The following is a 19,860-nucleotide window of genomic DNA, read 5'->3' as shown; positions in this document are numbered from 1 at the left end:
CGCGAAATCTTGTCATCAGGACACGAAAGCCCGGCCATGTGCCGGGCTTCTTGCGTTATCAGGATGTTCTAGAATCCTCTGGAGCCATCATGCCGTCCCCTTCCCGCAGCATTCCCTTCGTCACCCTCGACGTTTTCACCGACACCCGCTTCTGCGGCAATCCGCTTGCCGTGATCACCGACGCCCGGGGCTTGAGCGACAAGGAGATGCAGGAGATCGCGGCCGAGTTCGGCTATTCCGAGACCACCTTCGTGCTGCCGCCTCAGGATCCAGGCAACACAGCAGAAGTCCGCATCTTCACACCGGTCACGGAAGTGCCCTTTGCCGGACATCCCAATGTCGGCACCGCGCACGCGCTGGCCATCGAAGGCAACGTCTTCGGCAAGCCTGTCGCAGATCGCATCCGATTCGAGGAGAAGGCGGGACTCGTCGAGGTGAGCGTGAACCGTGGCGCAGACGGCACGGTGACGGCAACAACAATCCGGGCACCCGGCCCCCTGACAACAGGCACATCGGTTCCACCCGAGATCATGGCACCATGCCTCGCCCTCGCCTCCGACGACATTGTCACCAGCCGACACCAACCCACATTCGCAAGCGTCGGCCTGAAATTCATTCTGATCGAGGTGGCAAACCTCGACGCGTTGGCACGGGCTGCGTCTCGTCTGGAGCCGCTGACGGCCCTGAGGCAGATGCATGCCGGCGAAGATTGCGACTGCGCGACCTTTCTCTATACTTGGGTCGGTCCGGATCATCTGCGCGCACGCATGTTCGCGCCTTTTGACAATGTGATCGAAGACCCGGCGACCGGCAGCGCGTCAGCTGCCCTCGGCGCCTTCCTGACGACGCTCGCACCTGGACCGGAAGAGAGACACATTGTTGTCGAACAGGGCGTGGAGATGGGACGCCGCAGCCTGATCAGCCTGGCCGTACGGACAAACAACGGGGCCTTCGACCATGTCGAGATCACCGGAAGCTCCATCGTTGTCATGCGGGGTCAGCTGGCGCTCTAGTCTCCTGGACAATAATAACCGCCGAAAACTTCGACGAGCGTACCTTGCCGCCTCCGCGCCACACGACTATATCAACCTTCGAGGACGACCTCCCCACAATGGGCCTGATTGACTGCGGGACGACCCGCCTGTTTTCCCGGAGGGAAGAACATGCGGAAGACCGCAGATCGTATTCGTCACGCCATCAGCTTTGAACTCATTGGACTGGCCCTGATCGTCCCGCTGGGCACCCTGGCATTCGCAATGCCTGCCAAGGACATCGGTGTCGTCGGTGTCGTCGGCGCGACCCTCGCGACCTTCTGGAACTACATCTACAATCTCGGCTTCGACCACCTTCTGCGCCGCCTCACCGGCACGACGCTGAAGACTGTGCCTGTGCGTCTCGGTCACGCCGTCCTCTTCGAGGCCGGCCTGCTGATGATCCTGATGCCGTTCATCGCCTGGTATCTGCAGATCAGCCTCTGGCAGGCCTTCGTCATGGATGTGGCCTTCGCCCTCTTTTATCTGGTCTATGCCTTCATCTTCAACTGGGCCTATGACCGCGTCTTCCCGCTGCCGGAATGGAAGACAGAGAAGGCCGCCGCGCCCCAGTGAAAAAAGATCTCAGGGTCGAACCAGAAGCGCCACCGACCAGGTGACGAAGGCGACGATGGCGATCTTCCAGAAATCGCTGCGTCGCCTCAGGCCCGGAAGGCCGAGCGGCTTGATGATCTGCACGATCATGGCAAGGATCAGGAAGGCGGATATGGCCTTGGTCATGGAATTTCCCTGTGGAGCCCGGACGGGTTGCCGCGCCGACGGCTCTTGATGCAGCTTTGCGCCAAATCTCTACCCAGGAATGTTCCCGTCATGGAGACTTGGAGGGGCAGCCACACCACTGTCACTTTTGCCCGGCAGAAGCGTATCCTGCAAGCACCAAGGTCGCATTCAGACAACGGTAGGAAGATCCTTCTATTGTGATTCTGCCGTGCTCCTCCGATTCGGGCGCCCTCCACACCAATCGACAAGAATGCCATGAGACGTAATCTTCTGCCGGTAATGGCCCTGCTTCTGGGCACGCTCTTCCTCTTCCTCGGAAATGGCCTGCATGGTCTGCTCCTGCCAGTGCGCGGGGCAGCCGAAGGCTATTCCAACGAAGTCCTCGGCCTGCTCGGCACCACCTGGGCTGCCGGCTTCGTGCTCGGCTGCTTCGTGGCACCCAAGCTGGTCGTGCGGGTCGGCCATGTCCGGGCCTTCTCGACCTTCGTTGCCCTTATTCTGGTGAACGCGCTCCTGACCGGCATCGTTGTGGATGCGACCTGGTGGGTCGCGCTGCGCGTCATCACCGGTTTCTGTACCGCAGGCACATCGATGATCATCGAGAGCTGGCTGAACGAGCGCGCGACCAATGAGAGCCGCGGCATGATTTTCTCGTTCTACATCTCGATCACGCTGATCGGTGTGGTGGCAGGACAGATGCTGGTGGGTGTCTTTGACCCGGCAACGACCGTTCTCTTCATGATCTGCGGCATCGTCTACGGCTTCGCGATCATGCCAACCTTGATGTCGACCGCAGTCACGCCGCAGCCGCTCCGGTCCATCAAGCTCGACTTGCCACTGCTCTATCGCAACTCACCCGTTTCCTTCGTCGGGATCCTCATGATCGGCATCGCCAATGGTGCCTATGGCACGCTCGGGGCCGTCTTTGGATCACGTGTCGGCCTCGACCCATCAACCATTGCTCTGCTTCTGTCGGTCACGATCTTCCTCGGCGCCATCATGCAGTTTCCGGCCGGCAAGCTCTCCGATCGCATCGATCGCCGCTACGTCTTGGCAGCACTCTCGGCACTCGCCGCCTTCGCGGCCATCGCCATGGTCGCCATCATGCCTTCTGATCCGCTTTGGATCTTCATCTTCGTCGGCATCTACGGCGCAGCCGCCAATGCGCTCTATCCGATCGCCGTTGCCCACGCCAACGACTTCGCCAAACCCGACGAGTTCGTGAAGGTGTCCGGCGGCCTGCTGCTGCTCTTCGGCATCGGCACGATCATCGGACCGACGCTCGGCGGCCCGGTCATGACGGCGGCCGGCCCCTATGCACTGTTTGCGGTGACCGCAGTCGCGCACCTGCTGATTTCGGCCTATGCGATCTATCGCAGCCGGACACGCGCCGCGATCCCGGCCGAGGATCGTGAGAATGTGCCGAACCTGCCGATCTCGGCCTCGCCGATGAGCAGCACGCCGGAAGGCTTGAGCCTCGATCCGCGTGCTGCCCCCTTGCCGGAGCAGGACGAATTGGACGACACTCCTCCAATGGAGGCACGCACATGATCATTGATGAAGAAGCACGCAAACGCAGCACCGGCCACGAGCTTGGCTGCGAGCTCTCGGCCATATCGGCTGACGAACTTCGCCACCGCATTTCGCTTCTGGAGACCGAGATCGACCGAATCAGAGCGGAGATCAATCGCAAGGAAGCCGGCAGGAAAGCCGCCGACAGCCTATTTGGACCGAGATCTTAGCCGTCAATATTCGGTGAAACGCCTGTGATGTCTTGAAACGATCTGAATCTGATCTTGGCGTTTACCGTTTGTTAAGCCATTTCAGGGAAACTACAGTCACCCCGATCTTCGGGCTCAGCTGGTTGGTTTCATGGAAACTCCTTCTGATTTCTCCCTGTTTTACCTTGAGAGCCGCATTTGCGGCTCTTTTTTTGCCCAAAATGGCAAAGGTTTCACGAAAGTGTGGGAATTAACCCTTCCTTAAGTTTCGCCTTGCGGATTTGGGCTATTGGTAGCATCGTAGCTTCACAAAATGCGGCAGGAACAAGTTTGTAGCGCTGTCGTTACATGCCTAAGTGATGCGTTTACAGGGAAACATCCATGTCTGAACTCGGTATGAATACGGTTAGCTTTGCCGGTCGTGTGGCAGCGTCCAGCCAGTTCAAGGCGACCTATGCCGAGGGCATGGGCCTTGTTGAGGAAACCGCCGCCTATCTCGACGGCCCGGGCCGCGCAGCCGCAAAGGTATTGCCGCGCCAGGCTTCCGTTCTCTACGCGGCGGAATCGATGCGCCTGACCACGCGCCTCATGCAGATGGCCTCCTGGCTGCTGCTTCAGCGCGCCGTCAACAATGGCGAGATGAGCCGCGATCAGGTGCTCTCCGAAAAGAGCAAGGTGCGTCTTGACGGCTTCAACGTCGATCGCGCCGCACCTGGCTGGAACGACCTGCCGGAAGCCTTCCGCGATCTCGTCGAGCGGTCTCTGCGCCTGCAGAACCGCATCGCTCTGCTCGACCGCGAAATCTATCGTCCAGCGAGCGAAGAAGAATTCCAGCCGGACAACGAAAACAGCGTTCAGGCACAGCTGAACCTGCTCCGCACCGCTTTCAACGCAGGCTGATCACGCCTCAAGCACGACCTCGACCCGGCCAGCGAAAGCTGCGCCGGGTTTTTTCATGCTTGAACAAAATGGATTGCAAAGATTCACATTTACAACCTTAAATATTGTGCGACACTCTCCTGAACAGGGGGGGGGTTGAGCACATGGCAAGGTTCATTCTTTCGATTGATGGCGGCGGCATCAGGGGCACGATCCCGGCCGCTGTCCTGACCGTTCTCAAGGACAAGCTCGAGAAGCGGGACAAGCGCCTGCCACTCCATCGCTATTTCCATCTAATCGCCGGCACGTCGACCGGTGCGATTATCGCGGCGGGTCTGACCTGCCCGAAGCCAGGAAAACCCGCTGAGCCGGCCGCCGACCCCAGGACACTGCTCGATCTCTACAAGCGCAAGGGCGCCGAAATCTTCAACATCGGCCTCTTCCGCAAGATCGCCAATTTCGGCGGATTGTTCGAGGAACGCTACGATGCCGCACCGCTCGAAAAGATTCTTCGTCAGATGCTTGGGGAACGGACTGAGATCAAGGATGCGCTCGGCAAGGTGCTGATCACCGCCTATGACATCCATGCGCGGCGTGCGGTCTTCATGACCAATGCCGACAAGGATCACGAACGCTTCCTCTTCTGGCAGGCGGTGCGTGGCTCGTCGGCCGCACCGACCTATTTCGAGCCGGCAATGGTCGAGGACCTTGCCGGCCAAAGCCATGGACAGATCCCGGCCATCCCGCTGATCGATGGCGGCGTCTTCGCCAACGATCCGTCCATGGCCGCCTATGTCGAAGGCTGCAAGCTCGGCTGGCGCGACAACGACCTGGTCATCCTATCGTTGGGAACAGGCTCGGCCAACCGCAAGATCCCCTACCAGCAAGCCAAGAACTGGGGCGCGGGTGGCTGGATCAGTCCGGCCAATGACACGCCGCTGATTTCCGTGCTGATGCAGGGCCAGTCGAGCACCACATCCTATCAGCTGAACAAGCTGTTGAACGCAGACCCGCCCCGTTTTTCTGATGGTGCGACGGTGGTCACGACGGCGAACCGAAAGACGCTCAATTATTTCCGATTGGATGCGCCGCTTGTCGGGGTCAACGACGCGCTTGACGACGCGACGCCTGAGAACATTGCGAAGCTGGAGCGCTTCGGTCTGACGCTCGCTGAAAAACACGATCTCGCGCTCGAAGAGATAGCTGATCGGCTTGCAGCCATCTGATCGGCTCGGCGGCACCAGCCATAAATACAAAGAAGCCCGGCACGACGGCCGGGCTTCTTTGTATGATATCGTTCGAAACGGTCAGAGGCCGAGGCCGCCGAAGCGCTTGTTGAACTTCGAAACGCGGCCACCGCGGTCCAGCAGCTGCTGGTTGCCACCGGTCCAGGCCGGGTGCGAGGTCGGGTCGATTTCGAGGTTCATGACGGCGCCTTCCGAACCCCAGGTCGAACGCGTCTCGTATTCGGTGCCGTCGGTCATGACGACCTTGATGACGTGGTAGTCGGGATGGATGTCAGCCTTCATCGCTCTATTCCTGCTGTGCCGTGGGGTCCAAATGCCGCAATTGCCTCGGCAGGACCTATTAAATAGATGAAGCCGCAGTCCGTCTGAGCTACGGCTTCCCAATTCGATGCCGTGCCTATACATGAAGGACGCAGGGATAACAAGTGCCATGGTGCGAAAGCACCTGGGCACTGAAGGAGCATGACAGAGTGACCTTGGAAGCCGATACCACAGACAAGAAACGACGCTCTCTGAAGCCTCTGACCAGCCTCTTTCCCTATCTCAAGCGCTACCGGGGTCTGGTTGCCGGCGCGCTGATCTTCCTTTCCCTCGCGGCTGCAACGACGCTTGCGCTGCCGATCGCCATCCGTCGCATGCTGGACCACGGCTTCCAGGCCGCAGACAGCGAATTCATCAACGCATACTTCGCCATGATGATTGTCATGGCGCTCGTCCTCGCAGCCGCCAGCGCCCTTCGATATTACTACGTCATCACCATCGGCGAGCGCGTGGTCGCGGATCTGCGCCGCGACGTCTTCACCCATGTGACGAAACTGTCTCCATCCTTCTTCGACATCAACCAGTCCGGCGAGATCGTCTCGCGCCTCACCGCCGACACGACTCAGCTGAAATCGGCCGTCGGCGCCACCGCGTCGCTGGCGCTCCGCAACACGATCCTCTGTCTCGGCGCCGTCGTCATGATGATCGCGACAAGCCCGAAGCTCTCGATCATGGTGCTTGCGGCGATTCCCGTCATCGTCTTCCCGCTGGTCGGTTTCGGGCGCTCGGTCCGTCAGCGCTCGCGCGCCGCCCAGGATACGCTCGCGGAAGCCTCGTCCTATGCCGGCGAAGTCATCAGCGCCGCCCGCACCCTCCAGGCCTTCAATGCCGAGGAAGCCGCACGCACGCGTTACTCTTCCTCCGTCGAAAGTGCCTATGAAGCAGCGCGCTCCGCGATCCGTTCCCGCTCGCTCCTGACCGGCGTCGCGATCGCCCTCGTCTTCGGCAGTGTCGTCGGCGTCCTCTGGTACGGCGCGCAAAGCGTGCTCGCAGGGACGATGAGCGGTGGCACGCTCGGCCAGTTCCTTCTCTACTCGCTGATTGCTGCCGGTTCGCTCGGCACGCTTTCGGAAGTCTGGGGCGAGCTCTCCCAGGCCGCCGGTGCAGCAGAACGCCTGCATGAGCTTCTCGCCGAGCATCCGGCCATCGCGGCACCAGCCATGGCCAAGGCCCTGCCCGACCCCGCGCAAGGCAGCGTCACTTTCGAGGACGTGCACTTCAGCTACCCTTCGGCAAGGACGAAGTCCGCCCTCAACGGTCTTTCCTTCTCGGTCGCCCATGGCGAGACGGTCGCCATCGTCGGCCCCTCCGGCGCCGGCAAGAGCACGATCTTTTCGCTGATTCTGCGCTTCTACGATCCGGTATCCGGCACCATCCGGCTGGATGGCGTCGACATCCGCGAAGCTGATCCCGAGGCCGTGCGTGCCCGGATCGCCATCGTCCCGCAGGACACCACGATTTTCGCCTCGTCGATCCATGACAACATCGCCTTCGGCACGCCCAACGCCTGTCGCGGCATGGTGGAAGTTGCAGCGGAAGCGGCTCAGGCGAGCGAGTTCATCGGCCGCCTAGAGAATGGCTTCGATACGATCGTCGGCGAACGTGGCGTGACCTTGTCGGGTGGTCAGCGCCAGCGCATCGCGATTGCCCGTGCCCTGCTGCGCGACGCCCCTCTCCTGCTGCTCGATGAAGCGACGTCAGCCCTTGATGCGGAGAGCGAGACACTGGTGCAGAAGGCGCTCGATGGCCTGATGCGCGACCGCACCACGATCGTCATCGCCCACCGACTTGCAACCGTACTAAAGGCTGACCGCATTCTCGTGCTCGACGATGGCCGCATCGTTGAGGAAGGCACCCACCAGAGCCTCATCCAGCAGGGAGGCCTTTACGCCAAACTTGCCCGTCTGCAGTTCGAGACGGGTGGCCGCGACTTCACCGTAGCCGCGCAGTAAGGCCAGCCGGCTTTACCGGCCGACACTTCTTCCTGCCACGCGGCCGGAGAACAGGCAGCCACCGAGGAAGGTCCCCTCGAGCGCATTGTAGCCGTGCATGCCACCACCGCCGAAACCGGACACTTCGCCGGCGGCGTAGAGCCCCGGCACCGGCTTGTTCTCGCGGTTCAGGACGCGCCCCTCAAGATCCGTATGCAAGCCGCCCAGCGTCTTGCGGTTCAGGATGTGCAGGCGCACACCGATCAGCGGCCCGGCGGCCGGATCGAGCAGCCGGTGCGGCTTGGCCGTCCGCATCAGCTTGTCGCCGAGATAATTGCGGGCGCCACGGATCGCGGTCACCTGCGCGTCCTTGGAGAAACTGTTTCCCATCTCCCGGTCGCGCGCTTCGATCTGCGCGCGCAGATGGTGGACGCCGAGCCTGTGCTCGCCACTGAGTTCATTCATCCCAGCGACAAGATCTTCGAGATTGTCGCGCACGACAAAATCCTCGCCCTTATCCATGAAAGCCTGAACCGGGCCCGGTGGATTCTTGCCGAGACGCTTCAACAGCAGGGGAAGGTTCTTGTCCGTCAGATCGGGGTTCTGCTCCGAACCGGAGAGGGCGAACTCTTTCTTGATGATCGCCTTGTTCAGGATGAACCAGGAATATTCATGCCCGCGCGCCCGGATTGCCTTCAGGGTTCCGAGCGTATCGAAGCCAGGCATGGCCGGCGCAGGGAAACGGTTACCGTCGATATCGCACCAGAAGGAGGATGGCCCCGGAAGGATGCGAATACCATGGTTCGGCCAGATCGGATCCCAGTTCTTCAGGCCTTCTGTGTAGTGCCACATCCGGTCGCCATTGATGATCTCGCCACCGACCGCCTGGGTGATCGACAGCATGCGGCCATCAACGTGGGCCGGCACGCCTGCGACCATGTGTTTCGGCGGCGGCCCCAGGCGCTCGACCGGCCAGCTCTTGCGGACGAGATCGTGATTGCCGCCGATACCGCCCGAAGCCACGATAACGGCTCCGGCCTTGACCTCGAAGTCGCCGACGACGTTGCGGGAACTCGATCCGCCGCGCGGCGTCGCATCACCGGCCAGAAGAACGCCGGTGGCACCTGTCACCACGCCGTTGGCAACGGTCAGACGGTCGACCTGGTGGCGGAACAGGAAGGTAAGTTTGCCCTCGTCCGATGCCGCCTTGGCTCGGCGCACGAAGGGCGCGAGCACGCCGGGGCCCGTGCCCCAGGTGACATGGAAACGCGGCACGGAATTGCCATGCCCATCGGCGTGACCGCCACCGCGCTCGGCCCAGCCCACCACCGGAAACCAGCTGACACCTTGGGCTTTCAGCCAGCTACGCTTCTCGCCGGCGGCAAATTGCAGATAGGCCTCCGCCCATTGGCGAGGCCAGAAATCCTCGGTGCGGTCAAAGCCAGCCGAGCCGAACCAGTCCTGCCGTGCCAGTTCCAGACTGTCGCGAATACGCATCCGCCGCTGTTCGGGACTGTCGACAAAGAACAGGCCACCCAGTGACCAGAAAGCCTGCCCTCCGAGGTTCTGCTCCCCTTCCTGATCGATCAGCGCGACCTTCAGACCGCGATCGACAGTCTCGGTTGCAGCAACGAGACCGGCCAGCCCTCCCCCGATGACGAGTACATCGAATTCCCGCATGCCTTCCTCCCGACAAGCTTTTTCTTACTTTTACGCGCACGTAAGCAAGGCCGCAAGTTGTCTGGCACGCAAACAGTTACGAACGAAATCAGCGTTCGGTCAGCTTGAGTTCGATGCGACGGTTCTGGGCCAGAGTGTCCGGCGTGTCGCCTTCCGCGATCGGCTGGAACTCGCCAAAGCCGGCAGCGACCAGGCGGTTGGCGGGGACGCCTCTGGAGATCAGGTATTTCACCACCGATGTCGCGCGCGCAGACGAGAGTTCCCAGTTGTCGCGATAACGGCCCGTGCCCGTGAGCGGAGATGCGTCGGTGTGTCCATCAACTCTGAGCACCCAGTTGATTTCGTCCGGAATTTCCTGCGCAAGTTCAAGAATGGCCGCCGCGAGCTTGTCCATCTCCCCCTGCCCAGCCGCATCAAGATCGGCGCCGCCGACGGGGAAAAGTACCTCCGACTGGAAGACGAAACGGTCGCCAACGATTCGGATGTTCTCGCGGTCGGAGAGGATTTCGCGCAGCCTTCCGAAGAAGTCCGAGCGATAGCGGTTGAGTTCCTGAACACGCCGGGCAAGCGCCACATTGAGACGACGGCCGAGATCGGCGATACGCGCCTGGGAGGACTGATCCTTGGCTTCGGAGGCCTGGAGCGCGCCTTCGATGGCGGCGATCTGCGCACGCAGTGCGGCGATCTGCTGGTTCAACAGTTCGATCTGGCTCATGGCCCGCGCGCTCACCTGCCTTTCGGCATCGAGTTCATCGGTGAGCCGGCCGACCTTCTGATTGGCGACATCTGCCGAGCCCGCACCGCTGTCCAGCAATTGCTGCAGCCGGCTGCGCTCGCTTTCAGACGAGGAAAGAGACGATTGCAGTGACGCCAGGGTATCCTGGAGATCCTGATTGCCGCTCTTCTCCAGCGCCAGCAACTGGGTTAGTTCGGCGATCTGACTGTTGAGCCGGTTCAGCACTTCGTCCTTGCCCGAAATCTCACGTCCCAGGATGAACTGCGCAATGACGAAGACGGTGAGCAGAAACATGATGGCGAGCAGCAGAGTTGACAGGGCATCGACGAAGCCCGGCCAATAGTCGATCCCGCGCTCGCGGCGGCGGTTGCGCCCGAGCGCCATTTACTTCGCCCCGCCGATCTTGTCATTCAGCCGGTCCAGCGTCTTGCGCATGGCGCGCGCGTCTTCCTGCTGGGCCTCGATCCAGTCGCGCAGCATCTGCTGCTCGTTGCGCATGTTCTTGACGAGCCCCTGGATCCCCTCGGCGAGGCCGGCAATCGCGGCAACCGAGCGATCATTGCCCTCGCGACTGGCGAGTTTCTGGATTTCCTCGACCAGCTGGCGGATATCGTCGCTCGCAACGGCGCCGTTTGAATCCGAGGCCACGGGACGCTCCGAGTCGAGGTCGGTGACGGAGGACAGCCAGTTTTCAAGTTCGATGTAGAAGCGGTTCTGCGCGCGGCCGGCCTGCAGATCGAGGAAACCGAGGATCAGCGAACCAGAAAGACCGAGCAGCGACGAGGAGAAGGCCGTGCCCATGCCGGATAGCGGCGCCGTCAGGCCGGACTTCAGCGATTGCAGAACATCATTGCTGTCTCCGGACGCGGGATCCAGCGAACCGATGACCTCGTTGATCGAGCCGATCGTACCGAGCAGACCCCAGAACGTTCCCAAAAGCCCGAGAAAGACAAGCAGACCGATCAGGTAGCGGGTCGTATCGCGCGACTCGTCGAGCCGTGTGCCGATCGAATCGAGAATGGAGCGGAGGGCAGCCGTCGAAATCGCCATCGAGCGGCGGCCACCGATCAGCGCCCGCATCGGCGCAAGCAGCTTCGGATCACGGCCGACCAGCATGGCATTGTCGCCGGCGGCGCGGAAGGAATTAAACCAGCGCACTTCAGGTCGAAGCGCCAGAACCTGTGCAAACACGAGGATGATGCCGACGACGAGAACGCCGAGGATCAGGCCGTTCAGGCCGGGATTGGTGATGAAGGCGGCATGCGCCTGCCGATAGAGGATTGCCGCGATGAAACACACGATGATCAGGAAGATCACCATCGTCGTGAAGAAGGGCATCGGGCTGGAGAGCTTCTGGCCGTATGCTCCCGGACGGGTCTCGCCCACCTCGAGATCCTCCAACTTCACTTTCGCCATGGTACGCTCAACCTCCGGGGAATCTTGGACCCGGAGGCTAGTGCAAAATTGAGACGAATTGAAGCCGCGGACTTTGGGAAAATTTTCCCTGCGGTCGAAATCAGGCCTGCGGCACCGGACGGTTCACGACCTCTTCCAGAGCCTTGCGGATATATTCGTTGCCGGCAAGCACCGTGCCGTTCTCGAACATGTCCTGACCGCCCTTCATGTCGGAGACGAAGCCACCGGCCTCCTTGATCAGGAGAATGCCGGCCGCGATGTCCCACGAATTGAGCTGCGCTTCCCAGAAGCCGTCGAGACGACCGGCCGCGACATAGGCGAGATCGAGGGCAGCAGCGCCCATACGGCGAACGCCGGAGACTTCGCCCATGACATGGCGCAATTCGACGAGGAACTTGCCGTGCTGGCCGCGACCGAGATGCGGCACGCCACAGCCGATGACGCAATCCGAGAGCACCTTGCGCGCGCCGACGCGGATGCGGCGGTCGTTGAGGAAAGCGCCGCCACCCTTTTCCGTCGTGTAGAGTTCGTCCGTCGCCGGATTGAAGATGACGCCCGCGACGATCTCACCATTGCGCTCAAGCGCAATCGAGACCGCGAACTGCGGAATGCCGTGCAGGAAGTTGGTGGTGCCGTCGAGCGGGTCGACGATCCAGCGATGCGCGCCGTCGGTGCCCTTGATCTCTTCGCCTTCCTCGCCGAGGAAGCCATAGGTCGGGCGGGCCTTGAGCAGCTCTTCACGCACGATCTTTTCAGCGCGGAAATCGGCCTGCGAGACGAAATCGCTGGGACCCTTCACCGAGACCTGCAGGTTCTGCACTTCGCCGAAATCGCGCGACAGCGACTTGCCGGCCTTGAGGGCAGACTGGACCATGACATTGAGAAGGGCGGAGCGGGCCATAGATCGGATTCCTTGAAACTGGGAGACGCCGGGAGGCGGCGACGGGCGAGCGCGCGTCGGCGGCGGTGTTTGGCCGGTTCAAGACCACAAATGCCGCCAGAATTCAAGGGGCTTGGCCCTTTCGGCCCATGCATGCGGCTCAGATGTGCCCTGCAGCATAGGTGACGATCAGGCCGCCAGCGACGGCAAGCGCCGAGGCGGCTGCGAGCCGCAGCGAGAAACCACGGCTGCCCGCGACAGCCCCATAGACCACTTTCGCCGCCATGTTGGCGTTCACGGCGATCCCGACAGCGATGAGCGCCACGTCGATGGCAAGCGCAGGCAGCATCCCCGCAACCGTGACCGTTGCCGCGTCGACATCGGCAAGAGCCGTCAGGCCTGAGACCACGTAAAGACCGCCATCACCAAAGATCTGGCTCGCCGCACGCGCGATGAAGGCGATGACGGTGATCAAAACAGCCATCTTGATGACCTGCGACAGCTCGAACGGATTACCGGGCAGGTCTGCCTCTGACGCCGTGTCGGCGCGAGCGATGGCTATCATGGCAGCCGCAAGCATCACGCCACCGGCAACGAGCAGGCCGGGCAACAGGCGCCAGCCGAGCGCTGGAGCCAGTGCTAGGAGCAGAAACGCCGTGCGGAAAAGCGAGATGCTCCCCGCCGCGATCGCGCCGGCCGCGGGACCGGCAGCTGCCTTCGTGTTCCGGCTCTGGCGCGCCATGGCGAGCGTGGTCGCCGTCGAAGAGACGAGCCCACCCACGGCACCGGCGACGAGATCACCGCGCCCTCCACCGATCAGCCGGACCGCGACATAGCCGACATAGGAAATGGAGGCGAGCATGATCACCAGGATGACAAGGCTGCGGGGCGACACACCGCCGAACGGACCATAGGGATCGGCCGGAATGAGCGGCAAGAGCAAGAAGCCCATGGCGAGTAGCACGACCGCCGAGCGCAGCTCGACCCAGGTCAGCCGCCGGATCGCGGCATGCAGGAAGTCGCGGCTGGCAAGGATCGTGACCGTGGCAGCGCCCGCCGCAGAGGCAACCGACATATCTCCCGCAACAGCCAGTGCACCGAGGCCAAACGTGGTGATGCCGGCAATGACGGTCGTCGCGCTGAACGAGCCTTCGGCTTGCGCCTCCATCAGGCCAAAGCGCAGGAGAACCAAGGAGATAACGATCAGAAAGCTCGCGATGATCAGCCCGGACAGTCCAGCCGGCGCCATGCCCTGATCCAGGAGGCCGCTAATCCCACCGGTCATTCCGATCAGCGTGAAGGTCCGGATGCCGGCGATACGAGCACCCTCGGGTTCGTCACGCTCCCGCCAATGCCGCTCGACGCCGACAGCGGCACCAATAGCGATAGCAAGCCCGAGACGTTGAAAGACATCGATGAGATCCATGACCGCCGCCCTCCTCTTGATACCACATCTCGATAAGCCACCTTCAGTCGGCTTCCAGACCCTATGGGTTCCCATGATCGAGACGTGGTATACAGCCGCAGAACGCCGTTGCGTCAGATTCGACGGAAGCGGTTGGCGAGATCGATCGCCTGCTTCTGCTGGTCTTCGTTGAGACCGAGATAGAAGTCCTCGAGCGCCGGATCCGTGAGCCCCGCACGACGCGACAGCACATACCACTTGGCGGCTTCGACCGGATTAGGGCCGGTGCCGAGCGCATTGATGTAGAGATGGGCGATCCGGTTCTGGGCAACCACATTGCCACGTGCAGCCGCAATGCTCAGCCAGCGATAACCGGCCTCGTAGTCACGAGGGCCGTTATAGCCGTTGACCAGCCAGAGCCCCATGTCGAGCTGGGCCGTGTCGAAACCGGCACGAGCCGCGCGCAGCATCCATTCCCGAGCGCGCGCCTTCTTTTCCGGAGGCACGTCTTTCAACGCGGAATAGACCTGCGCCAGCGCATACTGCGCATCGGCGATCCCCTGCTCGGCGGCCTTTTCGTAATAGGGCATGGCGGCGGTCAGGCCGCGCACGCCGGGCGTGCCCGAGACCAGGATCTGTGCCCAGTTGAACTGCGCGGATGCATTGCCGGCATCAGCCGCGCGCCGCATGAACTCGTCGGCCTTGGCTCTGTCCTGCGGTACTTCCCGCCCCTCCATCAGGAGAAGCGCATATTTGAACATGGCGGAAGGATCGCCGCCCTGCGCAGCCTGGCCATACCAGAAGGCGGCCCCCTTCAGATCGCGCTTGACGCCCAGCCCGCGCGACATGATTTCCGCAAGCAGTGTCTGCGCCGCGGGATCGCCGAGCTGGGCGCGCGGCAGCGCCTTGTCGACGGCCGTCAGGAACAGCCCGCGCTGGAATGCGCCATAGGCCTCGTCGGGCTTTCCATTATAGGGTTTTTCCGGCGGCACTTCCGGCAGTGGCGCGCCCATGCGCAGGTAGATATTGATGCCCTGCAGGTCATCCGGCTTATCGTCCGCAGTCGGCTTGGCGCCCTTGGTCACCGGCGGCAGAGAATCCCGGTCACCGCGATCGAGCGTGTTGGCATCGCCCGTGCTGCTGCTGGGCCGTGCCCCGCGTTCGATCTCGCCGGCGTTATCGGGATCGGCCGGCAGGATGGCCGGTGCGTCGCCAATCTCGAGACCATCCTCGCTCTCCTGTCCCAGCACCGGGCTGGCCAAGGCAAGGCATGCCCCGGTAAGCGCGGCGAGAATCAGGCGATGATGGGACGAGATTGAACGCATGAGGCGGTTCAATCCTCAAACCGTGGCGCTTTTTCGTCAAGCTCGGCATTCACGCGGGTCACAATCGCGGCAGCTTGTGCAGGGTCGGCGAAGACGGCCTTGCCGAGCGCCACGAATTCGACGCCGCTTTCGGCAACGACGACCGCCGAGGCAGGATCCGAGCCGCCCATGACGATGGCCGGGATCTCGATCATCGACGACCACCATTCGCCGAGCGCGACATTCTTCGAATGTGCCTCCGGCTTGATGTCCCCGTCGATCCTGCCGAAGAAGATGTAGTCGGGCTGAACCTCACCCATTTCCAGCGCGTGGTGCCGGTCCATCGCATTGCCACCACCGACGATCAGCTTCGGCGCATGTTTCTCGACGGACTCGGCCAGTGCCTCGGCATTGCCGGTGACATGCAATCCATCGGCCTTCACCCGACCGGCGACGCGGCTGTTGTCGACGACGAGCGCAGCGGCACCCGCCTCCTGGATGACCGGAACGAGCGTTTCGGCATGCTTCTGGAAGACGGTATCGTCGAGCCCGTATTGCGGGATGATGACCGATGCGACATCGCCGCCGCGCAGCGCATTGCCGAGCACTTCGGCACGCTCGGCGGGATCCGCCATATCGGGAACGATGAGGACCAGGCGGCAGCGATTTTCGATCATGCGCGGTGTTTCCGTGTGCGGGACGGGTCCGTTTCTCCGGATTTCGTCCTCGTTTTCTCTAGACAATTCCGATAGACCGCTCTTCCGAAAGGATCAACCGCGCAATGCTGACAGACCCGAACTTCTATGCCGTCGCCATTCCCGCTGTTGCCCTTGTCGGCCTGTCGAAAGGCGGCCTTGGCGGCGCTTTCGCGCTGATCGGCGTACCCCTGCTCGCCTTCGCAGTACCACCGATGCAGGCCGCCGCCATCTTCCTGCCGATCCTTCTGGTCATGGACGCCGTCGCACTCTGGGCCTGGCGCCATCACAACAATCGCGCGACCCTGGTCGCCATGCTGCCGGGAGCCGTCATCGGCATCGGACTTGCCTGGGCGACGTCGACCTATGTCTCGGCAGACGCGATGCGTCTCGTTCTCGGCGGCATCTCGATCGTCTTTTCGCTCAAATATTTTCTCGAAAGCTGGTCCGCTTACAAGGGACAGGAAACGGCACCCGCAGCCCAGCGCCCAGTCGCCGGCTCTTTCTGGGGCTCTCTCGCGGGCTACGCCAGCTTCGTTGCCCATGCCGGCGGCCCGCCCTTCCAGATCTATGTCCTGCCGCTGAAGCTCGATCCGCTGACCTATACCGGCACCTCGACCCGGTTCTTCGCCATCCTGAATGCGATCAAGGTCATCCCCTATTTTGCGCTCGGAGAGCTGGATGCGACCAATCTCAGCCTGTCGACAGCCCTGTTGCCCATCGCGCTGGTGTCGACGCTCGCCGGAGCCCGCCTCGTACATTACCTGAAACCGGCGATTTTCTATCCGTTGATGTACGGCATGGTGCTGATCGCCGGCAGCAAGCTGACCTGGGACGGCACCCGGGGGCTTTTCGGCATCTGACGCGCGATTTCGTGTTCGGCCATGGCTTGCTGCAGCGCACATCGCCGCTTGCCGCGGAAGGGCCTTTGTCATAACCTTTCCGGCATGACGAACGCAGACCCGTTCACGGCGATCGCAGACCCGAACCGGCGGCATATCCTCGAGGATCTGCGTCGGGGGGAAAAGACCGTGAACGAACTTGCCGCGCAGCTGCCGATCAGCCGCCCTGCGGTCTCGCAACATCTGAAAGCATTGCTCGACAGCGGCCTTGTCGATGTCCGCTCCGAAGGCACGCGGCGGATCTATGTGATCAATCGACCAGGCTTCGATCGCATGAACATGTGGCTCGACCAGTTCTGGTCCTGAACCCCAGAAAACAGTCATCAAGGCAAAACAAAAGCCCCGAAGTCGTGTGAACTCCGGGGCTGAGGGTGCTGTCTTGGCTGCTTCATGAATACATCGGGATCGGTCTTTGGGTCCGCCAGATCCCGGCGCAGCCGGAAGGGTGGTATCAGTGGCGTGTGGAGGCCCTCAGGCGTTCCATTTCATCCTTGAGACGCAGTTTCAGGCGCTTCAGTTCGGCAATGTGCCGGTCATCGATGGAGGGGGATGCAAGCGCGTCATGGAGTTTTTCCTCGAGGGCTCCATGCTTCTTCTGCAGCGATTCAAGATGAGCCTGTATGGTCATTTGATGCGTCCTTCCTTATCGCCTACCTCCAGCCCTCATCCGCTGGAGTTTCAGGCTTTGCGAAGATAATGTGACACGAGAAATACGGTTTGTCGAAGGCGAATTGGCCAAAAACGACCCCGAAAATCGGAGACAAGGATAACTTCCCGTTACCGGTATTTGGTGATAGGAGCTTGCGCGAATCTTCCGGGCATCCTTAAAGGATGGGCCACACGGCGATAATGGGGAACAAGCATGGCCGATCAGGAACAGGCCGACGTCAGGCTCTCGTTGGCACGGCTTCGCCAGGAACATGAAGACTATGATGCTGCGATCAACGCCATGATCACGACTGGCTGTGATGCCCTGCGAATCCAGCGGATGAAGAAGAAGAAATTGTCCATCAAGGACAAGATCACCGCGCTGGAAGACCAGATCATCCCCGACATCATCGCCTGAAGGCATAAGGATACGAGATGACAGCTGAGTGCCCGCCCGTCGCCATCATCATGGGAAGCCAGTCTGACTGGGAAACCATGAAGAATGCCGCAGACACGCTCGACGCACTCGGCGTCTCCTATGAAGCCCGCATCGTTTCGGCACACCGCACGCCCGACCGCATGGTGGCCTTTGCCAAGGGCGCCCGCGACGAGGGCTTCAAGGTGATTGTCGCCGGCGCAGGAGGCGCTGCCCACCTGCCGGGCATGGTCGCGTCGATGACCAATCTGCCCGTCTTCGGCGTGCCCGTTCAGTCGAAAACGATGTCCGGCCTCGACAGCCTCTATTCCATCGTCCAGATGCCCGCCGGCATTCCCGTCGGAACGCTTGCCATTGGCCGCGCTGGCGCCGTCAACGCCGCCCTGCTCGCCGCCCGCGTGCTCGCCGCCTTCGACGAAGAACTGGCCGACCGCCTCGACGAATGGGTCGAACGCCAGACGGCATCGGTCGCTGAATACCCCGTGGACGAGGCCCCATGACCATCCGCACCATCGGCATCATCGGTGGCGGCCAGCTTGGCCGCATGCTGGCCATGTCCGCCGCCCGACTGAATTTCCGCACCGTGATTCTCGAGCCGCAGGCCGACAGCCCCGCTGAGCAGGTGGCCAACCAGCAGATCACGGCAGCCTATGACGATCCGGCAGCGCTGGCCGAACTGGCCCGCCTCTGCGACGTCGTCACTTACGAATTCGAAAACGTGCCCGTTTCGGCCGCCGAGACGCTGGCTGCCAGCGTGCCGGTCTATCCGCCGCCGAAAGCCCTTGAGGTTGCCCAGGATCGTGTGACGGAAAAACGTTTTCTCAACACATCCGGCATCGAGACCGCCCGCTTCCACGCCGTGGACAGCCAGGCCGACCTCGAAGCAGCCCTCGCCGATTTCGGCGGTGAAGGCGTGTTGAAGACCCGCCGCCTCGGCTACGATGGCAAGGGCCAGAAGGTCTATCGCAAGGGTGACAGCTCAGGCGGCGGTTATGAGGCACTCGGCTCGGTGCCGCTCATTCTCGAAAGCTTCGTACCCTTCGTCCGCGAGATCTCGATCATCGCCGCCCGCGGCACTGATGGCGAAGTCCGCTGCTACGACCCGACCGAGAATGTTCACCGTAACGGCATCCTGCACACCTCGACGCAGCCCGCGGCCATTGTGCCTGAGACGGCCAGGGCTGCCCGCGAGGCCGCAACCAAGCTTCTCGACGGCCTGGGCTATGTCGGCGTCGTCGGCATGGAGTTCTTCGTGCTCGAAGACGGCAGCCTGATTGCCAACGAGATCGCCCCGCGCGTGCACAATTCCGGCCACTGGACGGAGGCTGCCTGCATCGTCTCGCAGTTCGAGCAGCACATCCGTGCGGTTGCCTCTCTGCCGCTCGGTGACACCGTTCGCCACTCCGATTGCGTGATGACGAATCTGATCGGCGACGACATCGATTCTGTCCCCGCCTGGCTCGCAAAGCCGAACGTGCTCGTCCATCTCTACGGTAAGACGGAAGCTCGCCCCGGTCGCAAGATGGGCCATGTCACCGAAATCCTGCCGTTTCGCGACTGATTTTCCCGGTTTTTTAGCCTGATGTGTCCCGCATTTTCCGCCGGACATGTTGACATCAAGGCCTCCCTCGGGCTAATTGCCGCCAACTCTTCAGGGGCGCGCCCAGCGGCGCGCTTTTGATTGTTTGAACACAGTGGGTGAATGACACATTCCCCGACAATCGTTGTGGACCAGAAAAATGAAGATCAAGAACTCGCTGAAAGCGCTTAAGGCCCGTCATCGCGACAACCGTCTGGTTCGCCGCAAGGGCCGTATCTACATCATCAACAAGCAGAACCCGCGCTTCAAGGCTCGCCAGGGCTGATGCCCCGGGATCTCAGGATCCC

The 19,860-nt window shown here is 61.9% G+C and carries 23 protein-coding genes; 13 read left to right on the top strand and 10 right to left on the bottom strand.

Annotation, left to right across the window (positions count from 1 at the left end; all coding sequences use genetic code 11):
- The first annotated feature begins 89 nt into the window (after positions 1 to 89).
- The gene (locus tag BW978_RS08440; RefSeq protein WP_076394060.1) at positions 90 to 1,013 is read left to right on the top strand and encodes a PhzF family phenazine biosynthesis protein; all 924 of its coding nucleotides are present in this window, start codon (positions 90 to 92) and stop codon (positions 1,011 to 1,013) included.
- 150 nt (positions 1,014 to 1,163) lie between these two features.
- Positions 1,164 to 1,607, top strand: coding sequence for a PACE efflux transporter (locus tag BW978_RS08435; RefSeq protein WP_076394058.1), 444 nt, complete (start codon positions 1,164 to 1,166; stop codon positions 1,605 to 1,607).
- Positions 1,608 to 1,616: 9 nt separating this feature from the next.
- Here the strand turns inward: BW978_RS08435 and BW978_RS23520 are convergent, their stop codons facing one another.
- A complete protein-coding gene (locus BW978_RS23520) occupies positions 1,617 to 1,772 on the bottom strand; it encodes a hypothetical protein (RefSeq protein WP_175616859.1) in 156 nt (51 codons plus the stop codon).
- A gap of 255 nt (positions 1,773 to 2,027) precedes the next feature.
- On the opposite strand from BW978_RS23520, the gene BW978_RS08430 reads away from it, so the two are divergent.
- The 4 genes from BW978_RS08430 (at position 2,028) to BW978_RS08415 (ending at position 5,598) form a co-directional block, all read left to right on the top strand.
- Complete coding sequence (locus BW978_RS08430) at positions 2,028 to 3,323, top strand: MFS transporter (RefSeq protein WP_076394057.1); 1,296 nt, start codon at positions 2,028 to 2,030, stop codon at positions 3,321 to 3,323.
- The gene (locus tag BW978_RS08425) at positions 3,320 to 3,514 is read left to right on the top strand and encodes a DUF1192 domain-containing protein (protein WP_076394056.1); all 195 of its coding nucleotides are present in this window, start codon (positions 3,320 to 3,322) and stop codon (positions 3,512 to 3,514) included. The genes BW978_RS08430 and BW978_RS08425 overlap by 4 nt, the downstream gene beginning before the upstream one ends.
- 360 nt (positions 3,515 to 3,874) lie before the next feature.
- A complete protein-coding gene (locus tag BW978_RS08420) occupies positions 3,875 to 4,393 on the top strand; it encodes a protease adaptor protein RcdA (RefSeq protein WP_054148260.1) in 519 nt (172 codons plus the stop codon).
- A 143-nt stretch (positions 4,394 to 4,536) separates the two neighbouring features.
- Positions 4,537 to 5,598 (top strand): patatin-like phospholipase family protein, encoded by a 1,062-nt coding sequence (locus tag BW978_RS08415; RefSeq protein ID WP_076394055.1) that lies wholly within the window; start codon positions 4,537 to 4,539, stop codon positions 5,596 to 5,598.
- Between the two features lie 81 nt (positions 5,599 to 5,679).
- On the opposite strand, the gene rpmE is transcribed toward BW978_RS08415, so the two are convergent.
- Positions 5,680 to 5,901, bottom strand: a complete 222-nt coding sequence (gene rpmE / locus BW978_RS08410; protein ID WP_006726858.1) for a 50S ribosomal protein L31 — start codon at positions 5,899 to 5,901, stop codon at positions 5,680 to 5,682.
- Positions 5,902 to 6,089: 188 nt separating this feature from the next.
- On the opposite strand from rpmE, the gene BW978_RS08405 reads away from it, so the two are divergent.
- The gene (locus tag BW978_RS08405) at positions 6,090 to 7,892 is read left to right on the top strand and encodes an ABC transporter transmembrane domain-containing protein (RefSeq protein ID WP_076394054.1); all 1,803 of its coding nucleotides are present in this window, start codon (positions 6,090 to 6,092) and stop codon (positions 7,890 to 7,892) included.
- A gap of 12 nt (positions 7,893 to 7,904) precedes the next feature.
- Here BW978_RS08405 and BW978_RS08400 read toward each other — a convergent pair whose 3' ends face one another.
- From BW978_RS08400 to BW978_RS08370, 7 genes are all read right to left on the bottom strand, one after another.
- Entirely contained in the window at positions 7,905 to 9,551 is a 1,647-nt protein-coding gene (locus BW978_RS08400; RefSeq protein WP_076394053.1) for an FAD-binding dehydrogenase, read from the bottom strand.
- Positions 9,552 to 9,639: 88 nt separating this feature from the next.
- Positions 9,640 to 10,671, bottom strand: a complete 1,032-nt coding sequence (locus BW978_RS08395) for a peptidoglycan -binding protein (protein ID WP_076394052.1) — start codon at positions 10,669 to 10,671, stop codon at positions 9,640 to 9,642.
- Positions 10,672 to 11,703, bottom strand: a complete 1,032-nt coding sequence (locus tag BW978_RS08390; protein WP_076394051.1) for a flagellar motor protein MotA — start codon at positions 11,701 to 11,703, stop codon at positions 10,672 to 10,674.
- Between the two features lie 100 nt (positions 11,704 to 11,803).
- Complete coding sequence (locus tag BW978_RS08385; protein ID WP_076394050.1) at positions 11,804 to 12,604, bottom strand: inositol monophosphatase family protein; 801 nt, start codon at positions 12,602 to 12,604, stop codon at positions 11,804 to 11,806.
- A gap of 139 nt (positions 12,605 to 12,743) precedes the next feature.
- Positions 12,744 to 14,009 carry an MgtC/SapB family protein gene (locus BW978_RS08380; RefSeq protein ID WP_076394049.1) on the bottom strand — a complete coding sequence of 422 codons (1,266 nt, stop codon included), beginning with the start codon at positions 14,007 to 14,009 and terminating at the stop codon, positions 12,744 to 12,746.
- A 113-nt stretch (positions 14,010 to 14,122) separates the two neighbouring features.
- Positions 14,123 to 15,313: a tetratricopeptide repeat protein gene (locus BW978_RS08375; protein WP_076394048.1), complete on the bottom strand. Its 1,191-nt coding sequence runs from the start codon at positions 15,311 to 15,313 to the stop codon at positions 14,123 to 14,125.
- Positions 15,314 to 15,321: 8 nt separating this feature from the next.
- Positions 15,322 to 15,969 carry a thiamine phosphate synthase gene (locus tag BW978_RS08370; protein WP_076394047.1) on the bottom strand — a complete coding sequence of 216 codons (648 nt, stop codon included), beginning with the start codon at positions 15,967 to 15,969 and terminating at the stop codon, positions 15,322 to 15,324.
- Between the two features lie 104 nt (positions 15,970 to 16,073).
- Between BW978_RS08370 and BW978_RS08365 the strand changes: the two genes are divergently transcribed.
- On the top strand, positions 16,074 to 16,850 hold the full coding sequence (locus tag BW978_RS08365) for a sulfite exporter TauE/SafE family protein (protein ID WP_076394045.1): 777 nt from the start codon (positions 16,074 to 16,076) through the stop codon (positions 16,848 to 16,850).
- A gap of 84 nt (positions 16,851 to 16,934) precedes the next feature.
- Positions 16,935 to 17,195, top strand: coding sequence for an ArsR/SmtB family transcription factor (locus BW978_RS08360; protein WP_076394042.1), 261 nt, complete (start codon positions 16,935 to 16,937; stop codon positions 17,193 to 17,195).
- 145 nt (positions 17,196 to 17,340) lie between these two features.
- Here BW978_RS08360 and BW978_RS08355 read toward each other — a convergent pair whose 3' ends face one another.
- Complete coding sequence (locus BW978_RS08355) at positions 17,341 to 17,517, bottom strand: YdcH family protein (RefSeq protein WP_069043460.1); 177 nt, start codon at positions 17,515 to 17,517, stop codon at positions 17,341 to 17,343.
- Positions 17,518 to 17,751: 234 nt separating this feature from the next.
- On the opposite strand from BW978_RS08355, the gene BW978_RS08350 reads away from it, so the two are divergent.
- The 4 genes from BW978_RS08350 (at position 17,752) to ykgO (ending at position 19,838) form a co-directional block, all read left to right on the top strand.
- Positions 17,752 to 17,955 carry a YdcH family protein gene (locus BW978_RS08350; RefSeq protein ID WP_006726870.1) on the top strand — a complete coding sequence of 68 codons (204 nt, stop codon included), beginning with the start codon at positions 17,752 to 17,754 and terminating at the stop codon, positions 17,953 to 17,955.
- Between the two features lie 17 nt (positions 17,956 to 17,972).
- Complete coding sequence (gene purE / locus BW978_RS08345) at positions 17,973 to 18,473, top strand: 5-(carboxyamino)imidazole ribonucleotide mutase (protein WP_006726871.1); 501 nt, start codon at positions 17,973 to 17,975, stop codon at positions 18,471 to 18,473.
- Positions 18,470 to 19,534, top strand: a complete 1,065-nt coding sequence (locus tag BW978_RS08340) for a 5-(carboxyamino)imidazole ribonucleotide synthase (protein WP_076394040.1) — start codon at positions 18,470 to 18,472, stop codon at positions 19,532 to 19,534. Before purE ends, BW978_RS08340 begins: the two co-directional genes overlap by 4 nt.
- 178 nt (positions 19,535 to 19,712) lie before the next feature.
- Positions 19,713 to 19,838, top strand: a complete 126-nt coding sequence (ykgO, locus tag BW978_RS08335; RefSeq protein WP_006726873.1) for a type B 50S ribosomal protein L36 — start codon at positions 19,713 to 19,715, stop codon at positions 19,836 to 19,838.
- Positions 19,839 to 19,860: the final 22 nt, after the last annotated feature.

It is taken from the genome of Rhizobium sp. RU33A (genome assembly GCF_900156055.1).
In the GTDB taxonomy this organism is placed as follows: domain Bacteria; phylum Pseudomonadota; class Alphaproteobacteria; order Rhizobiales; family Rhizobiaceae; genus Allorhizobium.
This window is presented reverse-complemented; position numbering and strand designations above follow the sequence as displayed.